The sequence below is a fragment of the Desulfovibrio sp. genome, assembly GCF_009712225.1.
Taxonomy (GTDB): Bacteria; Desulfobacterota; Desulfovibrionia; order Desulfovibrionales; family Desulfovibrionaceae; genus Desulfovibrio.
Window position 1 is genome coordinate 111,419 of the sequence record NZ_WASP01000017.1, and the last position, 19,370, is coordinate 130,788.

Annotated in this window: 15 protein-coding genes; 11 read left to right on the top strand and 4 right to left on the bottom strand. The window is 58.5% G+C overall.

All coding sequences use genetic code 11. The annotated features are described in order from the left end of the window. Positions 1–13 precede the first annotated feature (13 nt). A complete protein-coding gene (locus F8N36_RS15180) occupies positions 14–2,968 on the top strand; it encodes a diguanylate cyclase (protein WP_291333776.1) in 2,955 nt (984 codons plus the stop codon). Positions 2,969–3,319: 351 nt separating this feature from the next. On the opposite strand, the gene F8N36_RS15185 is transcribed toward F8N36_RS15180, so the two are convergent. Beyond that, positions 3,320–3,811 carry a hypothetical protein gene (locus tag F8N36_RS15185; protein WP_291333777.1) on the bottom strand — a complete coding sequence of 164 codons (492 nt, stop codon included), beginning with the start codon at positions 3,809–3,811 and terminating at the stop codon, positions 3,320–3,322. A 250-nt stretch (positions 3,812–4,061) separates the two neighbouring features. Between F8N36_RS15185 and F8N36_RS15190 the strand changes: the two genes are divergently transcribed. The 8 genes from F8N36_RS15190 to F8N36_RS15225 all read left to right on the top strand — a co-directional run bounded on the left by F8N36_RS15190 (position 4,062) and on the right by F8N36_RS15225 (position 14,179). Further along, positions 4,062–4,505 (top strand): DMT family transporter, encoded by a 444-nt coding sequence (locus tag F8N36_RS15190; protein WP_291333778.1) that lies wholly within the window; start codon positions 4,062–4,064, stop codon positions 4,503–4,505. A gap of 88 nt (positions 4,506–4,593) precedes the next feature. Next, positions 4,594–5,958 (top strand): asparagine--tRNA ligase, encoded by a 1,365-nt coding sequence (asnS, locus tag F8N36_RS15195; protein WP_291333779.1) that lies wholly within the window; start codon positions 4,594–4,596, stop codon positions 5,956–5,958. A gap of 226 nt (positions 5,959–6,184) precedes the next feature. Continuing rightward, positions 6,185–7,231, top strand: coding sequence for an aspartate-semialdehyde dehydrogenase (locus F8N36_RS15200; RefSeq protein ID WP_291333780.1), 1,047 nt, complete (start codon positions 6,185–6,187; stop codon positions 7,229–7,231). A gap of 79 nt (positions 7,232–7,310) precedes the next feature. Then, positions 7,311–8,252, top strand: coding sequence for an aminotransferase class IV (locus F8N36_RS15205; protein ID WP_291333781.1), 942 nt, complete (start codon positions 7,311–7,313; stop codon positions 8,250–8,252). Further along, positions 8,252–9,514, top strand: a complete 1,263-nt coding sequence (locus F8N36_RS15210) for a glycosyltransferase (protein WP_291333783.1) — start codon at positions 8,252–8,254, stop codon at positions 9,512–9,514. Before F8N36_RS15205 ends, F8N36_RS15210 begins: the two co-directional genes overlap by 1 nt. Positions 9,515–9,596: 82 nt before the next feature. Continuing rightward, on the top strand, positions 9,597–10,505 hold the full coding sequence (locus F8N36_RS15215) for an ATP-binding protein (RefSeq protein ID WP_291333785.1): 909 nt from the start codon (positions 9,597–9,599) through the stop codon (positions 10,503–10,505). 188 nt (positions 10,506–10,693) lie between these two features. Beyond that, entirely contained in the window at positions 10,694–13,003 is a 2,310-nt protein-coding gene (gene feoB / locus F8N36_RS15220) for a ferrous iron transport protein B (protein ID WP_291333787.1), read from the top strand. Continuing rightward, the gene (locus tag F8N36_RS15225; protein ID WP_291333789.1) at positions 13,004–14,179 is read left to right on the top strand and encodes a diguanylate cyclase; all 1,176 of its coding nucleotides are present in this window, start codon (positions 13,004–13,006) and stop codon (positions 14,177–14,179) included. Positions 14,180–14,269: 90 nt separating this feature from the next. On the opposite strand, the gene F8N36_RS15230 is transcribed toward F8N36_RS15225, so the two are convergent. Beyond that, entirely contained in the window at positions 14,270–15,460 is a 1,191-nt protein-coding gene (locus F8N36_RS15230; RefSeq protein WP_291333791.1) for a mandelate racemase/muconate lactonizing enzyme family protein, read from the bottom strand. 24 nt (positions 15,461–15,484) lie between these two features. Beyond that, positions 15,485–16,783: an MFS transporter gene (locus tag F8N36_RS15235; protein WP_291333793.1), complete on the bottom strand. Its 1,299-nt coding sequence runs from the start codon at positions 16,781–16,783 to the stop codon at positions 15,485–15,487. A 222-nt stretch (positions 16,784–17,005) separates the two neighbouring features. On the opposite strand from F8N36_RS15235, the gene F8N36_RS15240 reads away from it, so the two are divergent. After that, positions 17,006–17,956 carry a LysR family transcriptional regulator gene (locus tag F8N36_RS15240; RefSeq protein ID WP_291333795.1) on the top strand — a complete coding sequence of 317 codons (951 nt, stop codon included), beginning with the start codon at positions 17,006–17,008 and terminating at the stop codon, positions 17,954–17,956. A gap of 90 nt (positions 17,957–18,046) precedes the next feature. Here the strand turns inward: F8N36_RS15240 and F8N36_RS15245 are convergent, their stop codons facing one another. Then, positions 18,047–18,307, bottom strand: a complete 261-nt coding sequence (locus F8N36_RS15245) for a FeoA family protein (RefSeq protein WP_366247062.1) — start codon at positions 18,305–18,307, stop codon at positions 18,047–18,049. Positions 18,308–18,671: 364 nt separating this feature from the next. Here F8N36_RS15245 and F8N36_RS15250 point away from each other — a divergent pair, with 364 nt between their 5' ends. Continuing rightward, positions 18,672–19,361 (top strand): acyltransferase, encoded by a 690-nt coding sequence (locus F8N36_RS15250; protein ID WP_291333797.1) that lies wholly within the window; start codon positions 18,672–18,674, stop codon positions 19,359–19,361. Positions 19,362–19,370 lie beyond the last annotated feature (9 nt).

Sequence of the window (19,370 nt, forward strand, 5' to 3'; positions counted from 1 at the left end):
AGGTTTTGCGCATATGGGCAACAGGCACTTTTTCATCAATGCAGCCCTGTTCTGCTCTGTTTTGCTGTGCCTGCTCAACCTGGGCATGCAGCCAGCCTACGCTGCCACGCCGCGCACCGTGCGCGTTGGCCTGAATCCTCTTGCGCAGTTCACGCGCATAGAAAACGAAAAACCCTCAGGCTACCTTCCAGACCATCTGGAACAACTTGCCCGCTATACCGGCTGGAACATCAAATACGTTGTTCTTGAAAACTGGACCGCCTGCCAGCATGCACTTGATACTGGCAAAATTGACCTTGCCGCGCCAGCCCTGCACTCTGCCGAACGCGCCCAACGCTATCTTTACTGCGCCTATCCGGCTGGCACCTCGTACACGGCCATTCTGGCCCCCAACGATTCGCCAGTCATTTACGATGACCTCGAGGCCCTCGCAAAGCTGCGCGTGGGTGTTGTTCCCAACCCCATATGGATCAGTGATTTTGCCACATTCATGAAGCAGCGCGGCGCTGCCATGCCCACAATGGTGGAATACTCTAGCAGGGAAAACGTGCGCGAGGCTATGCGCAAAGGAGAGGTAGACGCCACTCTGGACAGCGTCCTGGCACTGCAAAACAGCGAGAAAATTCTGGCAAAATGTAAGCTTACACCTTTTTATTACATTACTTCGCCAAAAAATACACAGCTCATGCAAGAACTTGAGCTGGCCATGGTGCAGCTCAAGATGGAGCAGCCCGATCTGGAATACAGGCTGGGGCGTCAGTACCTGCCGCGTATGTACCACACGCCGCTGACACGCTCGGAGCTTGCTTATATCGCGCAGCTGCCTGCCCTGCGCGTGGGCTACGACCCTGACCGCAAACCCTATTCGTGGAAAGATCCCGCCACAGGCACAGTCAGAGGTATTTTGCCCGACATGCTTCGCGATGCGGCCACACGCAGCGGGCTGGAATTTTCTTTTACGCCCTACCGCTCGCCTTCACCCAATTTTGTGGATTCCTTTACAAAAAACGATCTGGATATGGCGCTCGGATCCTTTCCTGCCAGTGCCCTGCACGCTTGCAAAAATTATCGCCTTACCGCACCGCTGGCCCGCGCCAATCTAAACATATTTTCCAAACCAGATGCCACTCTGACCCAGCTGTCAACATTTGTGCTGGCTGTTCCAGCCACGTTACACAAGGGCTCCACCTATGCCTCCAATATGTTTCCCTATGCCACCATTCGCCTGTTGCCTAATGAAGAAGCGTGCCTGACCGTTGCAAGCCGACGTGAGGTAGATGCCATACTTGGCAGCTCCATGGTGGTCAACAATCTCACCAATTCACCGCGCTTCAGCGAATTCAACCCGGTTACAGGCTATACGGATATTGAAGAAGCCCGCCTGGCCATGCGGCCAGATATGCCGGAAGTGCTGCAGGGGATTCTCAACAACCTGCTGCTGACCATTGACGAAAAAAACAGAACACAAATCATTTCGAGCAACATTGCGGCGGCAACCACGCCCCCCACGCTGGCCGATATTGTTTATGAACACCGCTCGCTGCTCATCGTCATAGCCGAACTGTTGATTTTTGTCTCGGCCCTGGTGGCCTACGCCCTGTATCTGCGCCGCAAGAGCATATATAATCAGATTGCCAGCGACCAACGCCTTGCCCACATTGCCGACAATATCAACGGCGGCGTCATCAGCATTTCGTCCCAGCCTCCCTTGCGCATTCTGGATGCCAACAACGGATTCTGGCAGCTGCTGGGATATGATGCCGACAAGCCCCAGACAAGCAACTTTATCGAACTGCTGCACGCCGAAGACACCAAAAAACTTTTGGACACGATTGCCGAACCCCACGAAGGCCCCAGAACAACCACCCTGGAGCTTCGCCTGAGGCACAAAACCGGCATATGGCTGCCCCTGCTGCTGCGCGGCACGTTTTCTGAGAACACGGCAGTCAGCGCTTCCATCGACTGCGTTGTGGTGGACATCACCGAGCAGAAGCGCATGCAGGAAGAACTGGAGCAGGAAAAGGAACGCTATCGCATTCTGCTTGAGCAGTCGCAGGACATCTTTTTTGACGTGGACACGGAAAAACGCCAGTTCCGCTGTTCTCCCAATTTTCTGCTCAAATTCGGCCGGGAGGCTACACCCCTTTTCAACGAAAAGGGCCGCCCAAACAACCGACAGATCGTGCACCCGGAAGACCTGCCCGCTCTCAATGAACTCCGGCGACGCATACGTAGCGGCAAACCCACGGCATTTGCCGTCATGCGCATTCCCACGGCCGAGGGACGATATATCTGGTGCCGCGTGCAGGCCACGCGCATCAGCAAGCCAGATACCCCTCTGCGGCTTGTAGGCAAGATCGTGGACATTGACGAAGAAGTGCGCAGACGCGCAGAACTTGAGCGCCGCACCCAGCGCGATAACCTCACCGACCTGCTTAACAAGACGGCCTTTCGCGAAAAGATATGCGCCGCCATGCCCGTCAGGCCGCAAGGCGAAAAGACGGATGCCCTGCTGTTCCTCGACCTTGATAACTTCAAGCTCATCAACGATACCTTCGGGCATGTCAAAGGCGATGCGGCCCTGCTGACGGCCAGCGATGTGCTCAAGCGTGTATTCCGTAATGCCGATGCCGTCGGCCGTTTTGGCGGCGACGAATTCTGCGTGTTTGTGCGCGACATAACGCGCGAGGCACTGGAAGAGAGGGCCGAAGCCCTGCTCGCCGGTCTGCACACCTTTGTGGAGCAGGACGGCCAGCGCGTGGAAATTACTACCAGCATTGGCATCTACCTGTTTGACGGCACGGAAGCCTCATACGACTTGGCACTGCACCGGGCAGACAATGCGCAGTACCATGCCAAACAGGCGGGCAAAAACTGCTACCGGTTTTATGACGAAGTTCCCGACCCCTGGATGAGCGAAATGGACGATGACGGCTCCAATCTCGCCAACGAGGAATCATCGCGCTAGCAGCCGTTTTTATCCTGTGGCGCATCACTGGGTCGCGGCTGTCATGCACAGCAGCAGACACGTGACCAGCGGTGGTTGCCCAACGGATCTTCAAACCCTGGGCAACGCACAACCCTGTTGGCAAACGACGACGGTCGGATAGGACATTTCAAGTAATTCTGCATGCAAAAAGGGCTTCCCGCCACGTGGGAAGCCCTTTTATTTGCGCCTCAAAATTCGGCGCGCGGGGTTGAAGGAAGTCTGCAACACCGGCCCTTCATGCCTGGGCTATTGCCGCCCGGCAAACCGGCCAGAAAAATTCGTCCGCCGCCCGCTCTGTCCTGTATTACGCCATACCCTGCAGGGTGCTGGCTACTTCCACAGGCTGCTGTATTTGGCGGCAATGCCGTCGGTACGTTCCACCAGCTTGTCCACCAGGCCATCCACGTCTTCCACGTTCACCGTGCCAAAATCGCGGGCCAGCAGGTAACCAAGATAGCCACGGCCCTGCTTGAACACCCAGCACACCGAATACACCGAGCCCACAGCGGGGCGCCCGGCAAATTCAGGCTGTGTGCTGACCATCACATAAAGCTTGGGAATGTCTTTTTCTTCGTCGTCGTTGAGGGTAAACAGGCTGCTCTGGTTAAAACGCTCCTTCAGCCGTGTGCCAAGGCGCGCGCCAATGCTGTCTGTGCCTTCCAGCGAAACACTGACCGTGGTCACACGGTCAACGGTCTTTTCGGGCTTGTCCTGCACCGGCTTTGCGGCCTGCGGAGTGGCGGCCTGCGTGGTTGCGGCAAAGGTTGCGCCCGTAAGCGCCAAAACGCATATCAGTGTAAACACGCTAATAAATTTTTTCATGCCCTTCCCTCAATTCCAGAATATGTCCGCCTGTTGCTGTTCTGACTGTCGCCAGAACCACGCCAGCGGGAAACTGCTTTTTCTTGACCCTGATTCATTCTATATAATCTTTAGAAAAAGGTGAAGTGGGTATTTGCACGTTCACAAAGAGGCAAAGGCATGTATACTCGTCGCCCCGCCGCTGGCAGAAAAATTCCGGCCCCCTTTGCCTGCGACCAATCCGGGCCTTAAACAGCTCAAAGGATTTGCCATGAAACACCTTTTGTTACTGCTGGCCTTTGGGGCCGGCTGCTGCCTGCCCGTGCAGGCGGGCATCAATACACTGCTGCGCCGTTTTCTGGGCGAGCCAATGCAGGCCGCCCTTGTTTCATTTGCCGTGGGCACGCTGGCCCTGTGGCTGTACAGCCTTGCCTCGCGCCACACCTGGCCCCCGCTTTCGCAGCTTTCGGCTGTGCCCTGGTGGATGTGGACCGGCGGCGTGCTGGGCGCGATCTTTGTGAGCTGCACCATTTTTCTCGCCCCGCGTTTGGGCGCAGCAACCATGACAGCGGTCATGCTTTCAGGCCAACTGGTGGCCTCTGTGCTGCTTGACCATTTTGCCCTTGTGGGCTTTCCCGAGCACCCCGTTTCGCCCATGCGGCTGGTGGGCATAGGCCTGCTGTTTGCGGGCGCGTGGCTTGTGCGGGTATTCTAGCAAGAGCATTACCGCGCCGCGGCATCTTGAGAAGTGCCGCAGTAAGGGCTACACTCTCCGCAAATTGTCGCTTTACAAGGAACACGCCATGCAAAGAACCCTTATAATCGAAGCTCTTGCCGCAGCCGCGACGCAACCCTCCATTACCATTTGCGGCTGGATACGCACCCGCCGCGACGCCAAGGAATTTTCCTTTGTGGAGATCAACGACGGCTCGTGCCTCGGCAACATGCAGTGCATCGTGGACGCGGACACAACTGCCCACCAGCAACTTGCCGACGCCGCCACCGGCGCTGCAGTCAGCGTTACCGGCGAGCTTGTGGCCTCTCCCGGCAAGGGCCAGCAGTGGGAAATCCGTGCGCAGAGCGTTACGGTATTCGGCCTTGCCGATCCTGAAACCTTCCCCCTGCAGAAAAAGCGTCATTCCGATGAATTTTTGCGCACCATCGCCCACCTGCGGTCGCGCACCAACAAATACGGCGCAGCCTTCCGCATCCGTTCCGAAGCCGGGCAGGCCGTGCACCAGTTCTTTCAGGGCCGCCGCTTTTCGTGGGTACACACGCCGGTGCTCACCGGGGCAGACTGCGAGGGCGCTGGCGAAATGTTCCGCGTAACCAGCCTCGAGCCCGGCAACAAGGACGTGGCCGCCGACTTTTTTGGCCGCCAGTGCAACCTGACGGTTTCTGGCCAGCTTGAGGCCGAAGCCCTGGCCATGGGCCTTGGTCGCGTGTACACCTTTGGCCCCACCTTCCGCGCCGAAAATTCCAACACGCCGCGCCACGCCGCTGAATTCTGGATGATCGAACCGGAAATGGCCTTTGCCGACCTGCAGGACCTCATGGAACTGGGCGAAAGCCTCACCCGCCACGTGATCGAGCACTCCCTTTGCCACTGCGAAGCCGACCTCAAGCTTTTTGACAGCTTTGTGGACAAGGGCCTTGTTGACCGCCTCAAGGCCATGGTGGCCGAACCCTTTGCCCGGGTTTCCTACACCGAGGCCGTTGAAATACTGCAAAAGTGCGGCAAGGAATTTGCCTTCCCCGTTTCTTTTGGCACAGACCTGCAAACCGAGCACGAGCGCTACCTGGCCGAAGAGCACTTTAAAAAGCCCGTGGCCGTGTACGACTACCCCAAGGAAATCAAGGCGTTCTACATGCGCCAGAACGAAGACGGCAAAACCGTTGCCGCCATGGACATGCTTGTTCCGCGTATCGGCGAACTCATTGGCGGCTCGCAACGCGAGGAGCGCATGGACCGCCTGACCGCCCGCATTCAGGAGCTGGGCCAGAACCCCGAAGATTACTGGTGGTACATGGACCTGCGCCGCTTTGGCACTGCCCCCCACGCGGGCTTTGGCCTTGGGTTTGAGCGCCTGCTCATGATGCTGACCGGCATCACCAATATCCGAGACGTCATCCCCTTCCCGCGTACGCCCGGCAACCTCGAATTCTAGGCAGCCGCAACACCTTTGCGTAACCTGGCCAGCTCACCGCACCTGCGGCGGGCTGGCCGTTTTTTTACAGTTGCGCGCAAAGCTCACGCAATTTCGGCAAAAAAGCCCCAATCAGCGCCCTTGCCGGGCTTCGCGCCCTTCACATTTGCGCTTTTGCCAGATATAGTACGCGCTCACCTTTTTGGAGGCATAAGCCGCCGCCCATCGCCAAGGAGAGCGAAATACCATGAGCAAGAAGCTGACTGTAGCCGTTGTAGGCGCCACAGGCGCCGTAGGCCGTGAAATGCTCAAGACCCTGCACGAAAGGGACTTTCCCGCCACCGAAATACGCGCTTTTGCGTCTGCCCGTTCTGCGGGCACCAAAGTGCCTTTTGGTGACAAAGAGCTTACCGTGCAAGAGCTTAAAGAAGATGTCTTTGAGGGCATTGATTTGGCCATTTTTTCCGCCGGCGGCAGCACTTCGCAAAAATTCGCCCCGCATGCGGCCCACGCAGGTTGCGTGGTGGTGGACAACTCTGCCGCATGGCGCATGGACGACCGCTGCCCCCTGGTTGTGCCCGAGGTAAACGCCCACGCCCTTGAAGGGCACAAAGGCATCATTGCCAACCCCAACTGCTCCACCATCCAGATGCTGGTGGTGCTGAAGCCGCTGCACGACGCCGCCAAGATCAAGCGCGTTGTGGTTTCGACCTATCAGGCGGTTTCCGGTACCGGCCAAAAAGGTATTGAAGAGCTGGAACGTCAGGTGCGCGACCTGTTCAATGGCCGCGACCCCGAATGTAATACCTATCCCTACCGCATCGCCTTTAACGCGTTGCCGCATATCGATATCTTCCTTGAAAATGACTACACCAAGGAAGAAATGAAGATGGTTCACGAAACCGTCAAAATGCTTGAAGATCCTTCGGTCAAGGTTACGGCCACCTGTGTGCGCGTGCCGGTGTTTTACTGCCACGCCGAATCGGTCAACATCGAAACCGAAAAGAAAATCACCGCCAAGGAAGCCCGCGTCATGCTTTCGCAGGCTCCCGGTGTGCGTGTGGTCGACAACCCGCGTGAGCTCATGTACCCCATGCCCTCTTATTGCGTGGGCGAAGACGACACCTACGTGGGCCGCATCCGCGAGGACGAAACCATCGAAAACGGCCTGAACATGTGGATCGTGGCCGACAACGTGCGCAAGGGCGCTGCCCTCAACGCCGTGCAGATCGGTGAAGAACTGATCAAGCGCGGCCTGCTGCGCGTGACCGACAAAAACGTCTTCCTGAAGTAATTGTATGTGGGCGCGCGGGTTTGCATAAAACCTGCGCGCCCCTGCGCTTCTATATCTGGAGGCTTTTGCAGTGAAAGCTGTGGACGCTGAAACATATCTCAAGGCCCTGCTAGCCGCGCCCCGTCCGGGGTCGGAGCAGGTTCTCGCCTTTTATGACCACCGCGTGGGGCACATCTGCACCGATGCGCACCTTTTGCTGCTGCCCCTCGACGACCACATCTGTCACCGTGGCGACGGCCTGTTTGAAAGCATCTGTTTTCGTCAGCGCACAATTTTCGGGCTCGATGCCCACCTTGCCCGCCTGGTGGACGGCGCGGCGGCCCTTTCCATCACGCCGCCCTGCGACTGGCAGGACGTGCGCCAGCGCATTATAGACGTTGCCCTTGCCGCTGGAGTGGACAACGGCGACCTGCGCGTTTTTCTGAGCCGTGGCCCAGGCGGTTTTGGCATTTCGCCCGCCGAATGCCCGCAAGCCGGGCTGTACATTGTGGCGCTCAAGAAAACCCTGCCCACCGAAGCCCTGTACGCCAAAGGGTTTACGGCCTTTACCAGCTCCATCCCGCCCAAGCAGGAATATCTGGCCCGCATCAAGAACACCAACTACCTGCCCAATGTCTTCATGGCCATGGAAGCCCGCCAAAAGAGCATGGATGTGGCCGTAACCTTTGACGAAAACAACATCATGGGCGAGGCCGCCGTGGCCAATGTGGGCCTTGTGGACGGCCAGGGCCGCCTGCTATGCCCCGAAATCAGGCGCATTCTGCCCGGCACCACCCTGCTGGCAGCCATGGAAATTGCCGCCGAGCGCATGCCCGTGGTGCAGATGCCCATTCCCAAGGCGGCCATTGCCACGGCGCGCGAAATGCTGCTCTTCACCAGCTCCACCCTTTGCGTGGGCATTACCCATTTTGACGGCAAGCCCGTTGGACAGGGTGCGCAGGCTGGCAAACCCGGTCCCGTGGCTCTGTGGCTCAAGGATGTGCTTTTGGACTACATGCTGAAAAAAGGCGCTCATATCTGATGCGCGTTCTGCTTATTGCGCTGCAACAAACCACAGAAGGTCCGCCCTCACCCACAGAACAGGCCCAGTGGACAGAAGCGGGCGCGCCCATGCGCACGGCCCGGCTGGAAGAAGACCACGCACTTGCCCTGGCCTCTGCCATGCGCGACGGCGGCAGGCTGGCCCCCATGCTTCTGTGCTCAAAAAATTCGCGCCTGCACCGCCGCGCTGCCGCCCTCAACCTGCCCACGCTTACCGCTGGCGGCCCTGTTGACTTTACACGTCTCTGGCTCTGGCAACGGCGACACAAACACCTTGTGGTGCAGACCTTTGGCGAGTGCAGCATGGCTGCAGGCCGCCGTGTGCTTGTCATGCGCCCGCCCCAGAGCACACTGCTGTGCCACGCCTTTTTGCTGCGCGCCCCGCATGCCGACGTAAGCTCGGGCAAGGGCATGCTGTCGGCCCACAAGATTCTGTGTGGCTCAAGCCATGTGCGTGAGCGCATCGCCAAGGCAGGCGGCTTTGGTCAGGATGATGCGCCCTGGCGCGGTCCCAGAAATCGGCAGCTCCCCCTGTCGGGAGACGTGCTGGCCCATATTGCGCCGGGCATGAACCTTGAAGGGTACACGCCTGCGCCTCAATGGAGCGCAGAGGCCGCCGCACCCGACAGTGACCAGCACTTTATTTTCTGCATGGGCGACGCACTCACGCCGCGTTCGGGAGTGCACGTTGTCACCAGAGCCATGGCTGCCATGTGGCAGCGGCGCGACCTGCCCCGGTGGGAAGTACGTGCAGCCGGTGGCGGACCACGCTTTCAGGAAGTGCTTGAAGAGGCGGAATCTCTGGGCGTGCAGTCACGCCTGTGCCTGCTCAACGAGCAGCCGCTGCACCAGCTGCTGCAAAGCTGCCATGCATGGATAGCGCCCGGTTCAGCGCCGGACGAACTGCCCGAAACCCTCGGCGCAGGGTTGGCGGCCCATATGCCGGTGATCTGCGGGCAGGGCGACCTGCACCACCAGCGGCTTCTGGCCGCTCCGACAGCTGCCTGCATGTTTGAAGAAAACAATCCACAGTCGCTGGCAGAGGCCATGATCAACATCATGACTAGCGAAGACCTGCGCCGCAGCACCGTGCGGGAGGGTGACGCGCTGCGACCGGGACTGGGACTTGATGCCTTTGCCGACGCGGTTTGTGCCCGACACGAAGCATGGTGCGGGGAACTGGGCTGGCTTGAAAAAAGCGCCCACCCACAAGGCACAAAACCAGCCACAGACCAGCAATAAACCGGCAAACACATGCGTGCCCCGCGCAGACAGCTGCCCGCTGCTAGCCAGGGGTAATACCGCAAACACATACAGGAACCGTATGAAATGTAAAATCTGCAAGGCAGAAGCCGTAGTGGCACTTCGCAGCCACAACGCCGCCTTTTGCCCCGACTGTTACAAGGACTTTTTTGCCCGCCAGGTTGAACGCGGCATCGAAGGCCAAAAGCTGTTCACCCGAGACGAGCGTGTTCTGGTGGCCCTTTCTGGCGGCAAGGATTCGCTGGCCCTTATGCTTGAGCTTTCGCGTCAGGGTTACAACGTTACCGGTCTGCATATCGATCTGGGTATTCCGGTTTCTTCCGCCGCCGCGCGTGGCGTGGTTGAGCGCTTTTGCACCAAGCACGGCCTCAAGCTCATGATCAAGGAAATGGTCGCCGAGGGCCTGCCCATTCCGCTGGTCAAGGAGCGCCTGAACCGCCCCATCTGTTCTGCCTGCGGCAAGATCAAGCGCCACTTTTTCAACAAGGTTGCCCTGGATGAGGGATTTGACGCCCTTGCCACCGGTCACAATCTTGACGACGAAGTGGCCCGCCTTTTCAGCAATACCCTGCGCTGGGACACCTCGTATCTTTCCGATCAGGGCCCGCGCCTTGAAAGCGAGCACGGCTTTTCGCGCAAGGTCAAACCCCTGTGGCGGCTCTCTGAATTTGAAACCGCCAACTATGCCTTTCTGATGGGCATAGAAAACCACTACGCCCCCTGCCCATACAGCCCCGGTGCCAGCTTCACCACGCTCAAGGGGCTGATGCAGAATCTCGAATTCGCCATGCCTGGCCGCAAGCTCGATTTCTACCAGGGCTTTCTTGTACGAGGCCGGCCCGTTTTTGCCCGCCGCGAAGCCGAGGTGGGCGTGGAGCTGGCCCCCTGCACAGAGTGCGGCTATCCCACCTCTTCCGGCGACCGCTGCGGCGTATGCCGTATCCGTTCTGCTCTGGCCGATCAGGGCTAGACCCACAACATAGCCATATTATTCTGTATCCGGCAGCCTCAGGGCTGCCGGTTTTCTTTTACCCATACTGTGTACTGGCAAAAGCTCATTCCTGCTTGACTTTCGACCTTTCTGAAAATAAATTTCAATTCCATTCATATTCCAGCCCACCGGCATGCACCGGCGCGGCACAGACAGGAGCGCAAAGCATGCCGGAATCCTTATCCGCAGCGGCAGAGATGCGTGGCGGGCACGCCCGCACGCTCATTGGAGGTCTGGCCTATTCCCTGCGTCTGGCCATTGCTGGCAATCCCAACTGCGGCAAAACCACGGTCTTCAATTCACTCACAGGCGCGCACCAGCATGTGGGCAACTACAGCGGCGTGACTGTTGAAAAAAAAGAGGGCTTTATCCGCCATGAAGGGCAGGAGATCATTCTGGTCGACCTGCCCGGAGCGTATTCGCTCTCGGCCTATTCACAGGAAGAAGTGGTGGCCCGCAACGTACTGCTGGGCGGCTCGGTGCAGGCGGTCATCAACGTGGTGGACGCGGGCATTCTGGAGCGTGGCCTGCTGCTTACGGCCCAGCTGCGCGAAATGGGGCTGCCAGTGGTTATTGCCTGCAACATGATGGACGAGGCCCGTGCGGCAGGCATAAGCATTGATTTTTTGCGGCTCTCGGAATTTATGGGCGCAAACGCAGTGCCCACAGTGGGCACTGCGGGCAACGGCCTGCGCGAGGCCCTCTCTGCTGCGCGGCAGGCCGCACTGGACGCCCAGCAGCATGAGGGAATTACGGCAGAAACATCATCCACGCAGGCTGCACGGGGGCAGGCGCTGCGCATCAGCTACGGCCCCCTGCTTGATCCCATACTGGAAACCATGGAACGGCGCATAGCAGCCAGCCCCGGCATGGCGGCTTCTCCTTACGGGCACTGCGCGCCGCGCTGGCTGGCTCTCAACCTGCTGCAGGACGATGCCGAAGCCATTGCGGCCCTGCAAAAGGCGGATACCGACCTTGCCGCCGACATGGCGCAGGTGTGCAGCTTTGTGCAGGAAGAACTGCAGAGTATTGGTCGCGATGCCGAGGGCATCATTGCCGACGGGCACAGCGAATTTGTGCGGCGGGTGGCCGCTGCCTGCATAGTCAAAACCGGCGACCGACACCGCCTCAGCCTTTCAGACAAACTCGACCGCGTGCTGGCCCACGCCCTGTGGGGCGCGCTGATCATGCTGGGCGTGCTCTATGCCATGTTTCAGATCACCATTGTGCTGGGTTCGTATCCGCAGGGCTGGCTTGAGGGCGCGTTTGGCGCTCTGGCCGGTTTTGTGCGCGCCTCGCTGCCAGAGGGCCTCTTTGCCTCGCTGCTGGTGGATGGCGTGATCGCGGGCGTGGGCGGTGTGCTCAGTTTTGTGCCGCTGGTGCTTATCATGTTTGCGCTTATCGCCATTGTGGAAGACAGCGGCTACATGGCCCGCATGGCCTACATCGCCGACAGGGTGTTCCAGTTTTTTGGCCTGCACGGGGCCTCGGTGATGCCCTACATCATCTCTGGCGGCATTGCAGGCGGCTGCGCCATACCTGGCGTAATGGCCACGCGCACCATGCGCAGCCCCAAGGAAAAACTTGCCACCATGCTCACCCTGCCCTACATGGCCTGCGGCGCAAAACTGCCCGTGTACCTGCTGCTGGTGGGCACATTTTTTCCGCACAATGCCGCCAACATGATGTTTGCCATCATCATGCTCTCGTGGGTGCTGGCTTTTTGCGTGGCCCTGCTGCTGCGAAAAACCGTGTTGCGTGGCGAGGCCACCCCGCTGGTCATGGAAATGCCCCCCTACCGCATGCCCACCCTGCGCGGCATCTGCATCCACTGCTGGGAACGCACATGGATGTATCTGAAAAAGGCGGGAACCGTGCTCGTGCCTCTGGCCATGCTTATCTGGGCGGCCATGACCTTTCCCGCCCTTGACCCCCAAACAGCCCTGCCCTTTGAAAACGAAATTGCCCGCCTGAGTGCGCGCCTTGAGCGCGACGAACTCTCTGAACAGATGCGCAGTACCTACGAAACCACGCTGGCAAAAACGCAGGAGAAACTGGACGCGGAGCGCCTGCGCCACACCCTTGCGGGCAGCCTTGGCACATGGCTTGAGGGTGTCACCTCGTATGCGGGTTTTAGCTGGCGTACAGACGTGGCCCTAATCGGCGGCATTGCAGCCAAGGAAGCCATTATCTCCACCCTCGGCACCGCCTACGCGCTTGGCGCGCAGGATCCGGAAGACCCGGCATCTCTGGCGGAGCTGTTGCGAAGCGACCCCTCGTGGAATCAGGGTACGGCGCTGGCCCTGCTGGTTTTTGTCATGCTTTATGCACCCTGCTTTGTGACTCTGATTGTCATTCGGCAGGAATCGGGCAGCTGGAAATGGGTTGCATTCAGCATTGCCTTCAATACCCTGCTGGCCTTTGGCATGGCTGTGGGCGTTTACCAGACTTACCGATTCTTATGGATGGGCTTATAAATGGCTAAAACCACAGAGCGCGTCACCGGCATGGGCATACGCGCATACCTTGCACTGGGCCTCACTGTCATGGCCCTGCTTTTTACGGCCAGCTTTTTCTATTTTATGAGCATGACACGCGAAATGAGCGTTTCAGGAACCAGGACATACGGGGCCTTCATGGCGCTCACCGAAGCCCGCAGCAAGGCCGACCATAGCCTGTTCGAGCGCCTGCGCGAAACAGAATCGGCACTGAACGCCGCCCGCCAAAACACAAGCACTCCGCGACAGACAACCGACGCCGCCCTTACGGCGCTTGCCGCATCCATTGCCGAACTCTCTGCCCCGCAGGCCGCCACAGAAGACATCTTGCTGCAACTGCGGCGCACGGCAACCCTTGCGCACGAATTTGAAAACCGCCTGCTCATGGGCTTTTTGCTGCTTGGCACTGGCCTTGCCGCCCTGTTTGGCCTGTTGCGCCTGCATCTTGCCCGGCCCCTGCAAGGCATCATGGCCTTTCTCAACCAGCTGGGCACAGGGGCCGCCAGCCAGCCACCCAAACGCAGCTTTATTGTCGAACTTGGCAATATTGCGGCATCGCTAGAGAATCTTGGCACGTATCTTTCGCTCGCAACTGTCCGTTCACAAAAACTGGCTTCAGAGCACGACCATTTTCAGAAAATGTCACTGGTGGACGGCCTCACCGGCGTGGGCAACCGCCGCGCCTTTGACGAAAAACTGCGCTCGCTGTGGCTTCAGGCCCAACAGGGGCAAATGCCACTCGCGCTCATCATGCTGGATGTGGACACCTTCAAGCGCTACAACGACAACCTTGGGCATCAGGCGGGCGACGAATGCCTGCGCCGCGTGGCAGCTGCCATGAGCAGGGCCGCGCGCTCCACCGACGTATGCGCCCGATACGGCGGCGAAGAATTTGCCCTGCTGCTGCCCGGCGCGGATGCTGCCACAGCTCAGGCCGTTGCCACGCGCGTGCATGCCGAAGTTGCACGCGAACAGCTGCCCCACCCCGCATCGCCGGTAAGCACATTTGTGACTGTGAGCCTTGGCGTGAGCAGCATGACGCCGCTGGCCGATCAGGATGTTGAAAGCAATGTGCTGGTGCGCCAGACCGATGCCGCCCTGTACGAGGCAAAGGCCGCAGGCCGCAACCGCACACGCGTGTACGGGCAGTCCTAGGCTTTGCCGCTGGGCCTTATTCGCTAGAAAAGCCGTCCGGGTATAAACCCGAACGGCTTTTCTGTTTGGCTGGTATGGTGAGGGCAAGTGTTATTTGACGGATACAACCGTGGAGGCCGCAATGGTTTCAGGCGTCAGCTCCTGGCCCAGACCGGGCAGGTCGGGCACGGTGTACATGCCTTTTTCAGGCATGTAGTTATGCACGCAGGTTCTGGTATTGGGCTCAAGCAGGGCGTAGCGGTGCAGCTCGTGAATCATGAAGTTGGGGATGGCCGCTTCCATGTGCAGGGCCGCAGCGGTGGATATGGGGCCGCCGCACACGTGAATCTGCACGGTTACGTCGTAAATATGCGCCATGTCGCAAATTTTCTTTACTTCAGTGATACCGCCGCAGGTGCAGATATCGGGCTGGATGACGCTCAGAGAACCTGCTTCAAGGAAGGGGCGATACCCCCAACGCCAGTAAATGCGTTCACCGGCTGCGATGGGAATAGGCACGTTGTCCGCAACCTTTTTCATCTGCTTTGGGTTGAGAGGCATGACAGGTTCTTCGTAATACAACACGCCAAGCTCGGCGATCATGCGACCAAACTGTATTGCTGCCGTGGTTGACGTGAAGGAGTGCATTTCAACAATAATATCCATGTCCGGACCAACAGCCTTGCGCATTGCTGCAAGACGGTCATAGCCCCGGCGCAGCACCTTGTCTGGCAGCACGCCCGAAAGGTCCTGCTGGTTCCAGTTGCCCTGACCGTCCATGGCGAGAACGTCCACCTTGAGGGCATCGTACCCTTCTGCCTGTGCAATGAGCGCGGTTTCGGCATAGGCCTGCGGATCAACCAGCATGGCCTTGTCCTGCCCGGCCCCCCAGCCAAACTGCAGCTGGCTGGCATAGGTGCGTATCTTGCTGCGAGTTTTGCCACCAAGCAGCTGGTACAGGGGCACACCGAGCACCTTGCCCTTGATGTCCCACATGGCAAGGTCAAGGCCGCTCATGGCTGCGGAAAAAATGCCGCCACCGCCCTGCCCCCAAAAAGTTTTGCGCAACATTTTTTCCCAAATGGCCTCGTTGCACATGGGGTCCATGCCAATGAGTATCTGGGCCAGATCTTTTGCCGTGCCAAACCCGCCAGAAGCGCCCACGCCATAGGCAAGGCCCACTTCGCCGAATCCGCTGATGCCTTCATCCGTATTCACTTTTACAACTACAGGCCGCCACTTGCTGGTGGCTGAGCTGAAGTCGTTGGCCACATCAATGATATCAATGCTTGTAATCTTCATTATCATACTCCTGTGCGCACTGTGCTAAACGCGTTTTACCGCAAGAATACCCGCCGCAATGGTTGCTGCCGCGCTTGTAAACACAAGACAGAGCAGGCCTCCGCTATACTGGCCGGTAGTGTTGATGAAAAATCCGATCATGGCGGGCGCGAGCGCGGCCAGCCCGTTTGCAATGCCGTTCATGATGCCTGACGCTGTGGACATGGATTGGGCGGGAATAAGCCCTTGCAGCAGCGTCCAGGCCACGGGCGTACCCATCGTGCACGAGGCCACGGCAAGGGACAGCAACACGGCGGAAAGATATTTTTGCTCGGTGACCGCGCCAAGGTACACGCAGCATCCAGCCGCAAGCATGGCTGCCATGAGGATATACGCCCCCTTGCCCATCAGCTTGTCTGCCAGCACGCCGCTGTAAACCTTGAAAATAATGGAAAGCACAAAAGGCAGGGATGCCAGCCAGCCCATTTCACTCCAGCTGAACCCTCTGGCCGATTTGAGATAGCTCGGCAGCCAGGTAATCAGGCCCCAGTACATGCACTGCAGGCACAAGTACCAGAACACCAGCAGCCAGAAACGGTAGTCGCCGATAAATCCCTTGAGACGCTGGGCCAGAGGTGGGGCCGCCTCTGCCGGCGCAGCAACCTCCTGCCCTGCTTCGATAAATTCCAGCTCAGCCTTGTTGATGCTTTTGTGCTGCCTGGGGGTATCTGCAGTATGCCGCCACAGCAGGTACAGAGGGATAAGCCCCACTGCCAGACAAAAATGGAAGTTTGAGCGCCAGCCAAAATGCCCGATAAGATAGGCAAAAAACGGCATGGCAACAGCCGGGGCCACAGATTGCCCCACAATCCAGGCGGCGTTAGCGCGCCCGCGTTCCTGCCGGGGAAACCAGTTTTTTACAAATACGCTTTGCAGCGGGTAGTACATGCCCTCGCCCACGCCAAGTATGACGCGACTGGCAATAATGATCGTAAAGGTTGAAGCGATGCCGCCCATAAAGAGCGAAACTGTCCACAGGGCGATGCACAGCATCATGGACTTGCGCGGACCAAGATAGTCGCCGATGGGAGCGAGCAGCACGTTGGCCACACCATAGGCCGCAAGAAAAACAGACATCATCATGCCGATTTGCACTGGCGCTCCCTTGATGCCCATTTCGAGCAGAAAGGGATCATTGGCAGCCAGCACAGAAACGTTCACTCTATCAAGATAGGCAATGAATATTCCTATGAACAGACAGAAAACAATAATAAACCTTTTTTTCGTCTGTCTATCATCTAGTTCTGTTCCAGCACTTGCAGAAGAAGCAATGTTTTCATCCATAAATCTTCCCTCCTGGCGATTTCTATCATCAGTCAATGCGCATTTCCCGAATCATGCCTTGCCATCAGCATGTGATTTGCATCCATCATGAGGCACCGGTATAGCCCATATGGATTTTCCAGTGTCACGACTATGCTGCCGAAATCCAGTCAGGTAAAATTGTTTTTATTTGTCGATTAATAAGATAAAGTTATTGAAGTGCCTTACTAAAAGGAAAAATTTATGCAATTGACCCTGCGTCAAATCGAAGCATTTCTTACAGTTGCAAACCTACGCAGCTTTACCGCCGCCGGAGCTTCGCTGCACATTACCCAAAGTGCAGTAAGCAATCTTATCAAAGATCTTGAAACGCAGGTGGGTGTGCCGCTTTTTGACCGAACGTCACGGTCTGTGGCGCTATCGCCCGACGGACGAGAACTGTACACACTGGCCCAGAAGGCATTTCACGAATTTTTACTCATGGAAAAATACGCCGCAGACCTGAGCAGCCTGCGTTCCGGCAGAGTGCGCGTTGTGGGCGCGCCACTCATTGCCTGCACTCTGCTACCCCTGCTGATGGCGCACTTCAAAAGGGTCGAACCCGGCATACGCGTTGAACTGGTGGACCAGCCCATGGCTCTCTTGCAGTCAAGCATACAACAGGGTGATGCCGAGGTAGGCTTTGGGCCCGCCCGGCTGCCCGAGGCAGACATACGGGTGCAGCATTTTTTCACTACGCCTGTGTGCATGCTTTCGCGCCCAGACCATCCCCTGGCAGACAGGCACAGTTCCTGGGCAGAAGTGAAGGAAATTCCCGTCATAGCCGTAGGCAGGGAATCTGTAGGGTACATTGCGGCGGATGTAGGAACGGAGCCGCCCTTCACCCTCGGCCATGTGGTCAACCAGATGCCCACGGCCTTTGCCCTTGCCGCAGCAGGCTGCGGCGTTGCGCTGGCGGGGCGTTTTTCACTCATGCTGGCGCGCGGCTACGGCCTTGTGGCAACACTGCTGCACGAGCCAGTGCTCCACCGCGACATGCTCATGTATCTGCCTGCTGTGCGCAGACTTTCAGACGCTGCCACCACTTTTGTGGATTTTGCCCTGCAGTTTGTCAAAGACCATGACCCCAACACGCTGGATACGGCCACAGTGGCGGAACTGGCCCCGCCGCTGTGCACCCGCAAAGGCCCTTGAGTCGGCACTGCTGTAGCTTCAGCAGAACCAAAAAAAAACGCTCCGCACAAGGCAGAGCGTCGACAGCACGGGCTGAACGGGTATGCGGCGTCATGGCCGGTCACCTTTATTTGCAGCTGTCTGCACCATGATGGCCCCGGCCTCTTTACGCCTCAGGGCAATGGTAACCTCTGCGCAGCGCAGGGCCAGCGGATCGCGCAGGGGGGCGTAACCCACCACAGACACAGGCATGCCTGATCCCAGGCCCATGTCACGTATGCGGCGCGCAAGCTCTCCTCTGGCATTTATGCTCACAATGCGGGCCACCTCGCCCACTTTGAGGGAAGTAAGTGGAATTACTGAATCCATCATTCTCCACCGTCCTTTTAAAAACAACATTCAATTTCAATTTACTTCCCCAACCTGCTTACGTCAAGAATATAAGCATGGCCAGGTGGTGCAGGAGTTTGCGCTGCGGCACGCGCCGTAATGTAAGCCCGCTGCCCATGCCCGCCATTATTGCAAACACAACCAACAAGGACCGCCCGACGATGGCCTGATTTGCGGGCAGGTTTATGGACAGATTTATGGCTAGATTTGCGGCACGGCTTCAGGCATGACGGGGAGCTAGTCTCCCGCCCCACTCGACCATGCGGCCCGACTCTGGCATGATGCGGGCATGGGCAGAAGCTACCAGGCTGCTGTCTGATTCGCACACGCCAACAATGGATAAACCATGAGCATGCTGAAAAAAGCTCTGGAGCGGGGCCTCACCCCCTCCAACGTCATAAGCTACCTTTGTCTGCAAATCATGCGCGTTAACGGCGCACTGTGGGGGGGCATACGCCTGCGCCTCAAGGCCCTTGCCCTTGGCGTGCGGGTTGAGCCCGGCGTTACGGCTCACGGCCCGGTTGGGCTCATGCGCTGGCCGGGCAGCAGCATAAGCATTGGCGCTGGCGCAAGCATTATTTCATCATGGCGGCGGGCCACGGCAGCCACCCTGTACGCCCCGGTGCGCCTGCGCACTTTTGGGCCGGGGGCCAGCATAGAGATCGGCCCCGGCTGCCAGCTCAGCGGCACGGCTATTACGGCGCGTTCCACGTCCATCCGACTTGGGCGGCAGGTTATGTTTGGCCCCAACTGCGTTGTGGTGGATTCTGACTTTCACGCCCACTGGCCGCCCGAGGCCCGTGCCACCGAACCCGACATGGAAGCCGACCGGCCTGTGAACATTGGCGACTATGCCTGGATTGGCATGAACTGCCTTATCCTCAAGGGCGTGACCATTGGAGAGGGTGCCATTATCGGCGCGGGCAGCGTGGTAACGCGCGATGTGCCCCCCTTCTGCCTTGCCGCCGGCTCGCCCGCCCGCGTGCTGCGCTGCCTCAAGCCCGGCGAAACGCCGCAGCCTGCGGACGCGCAATAGGTCGCAGCA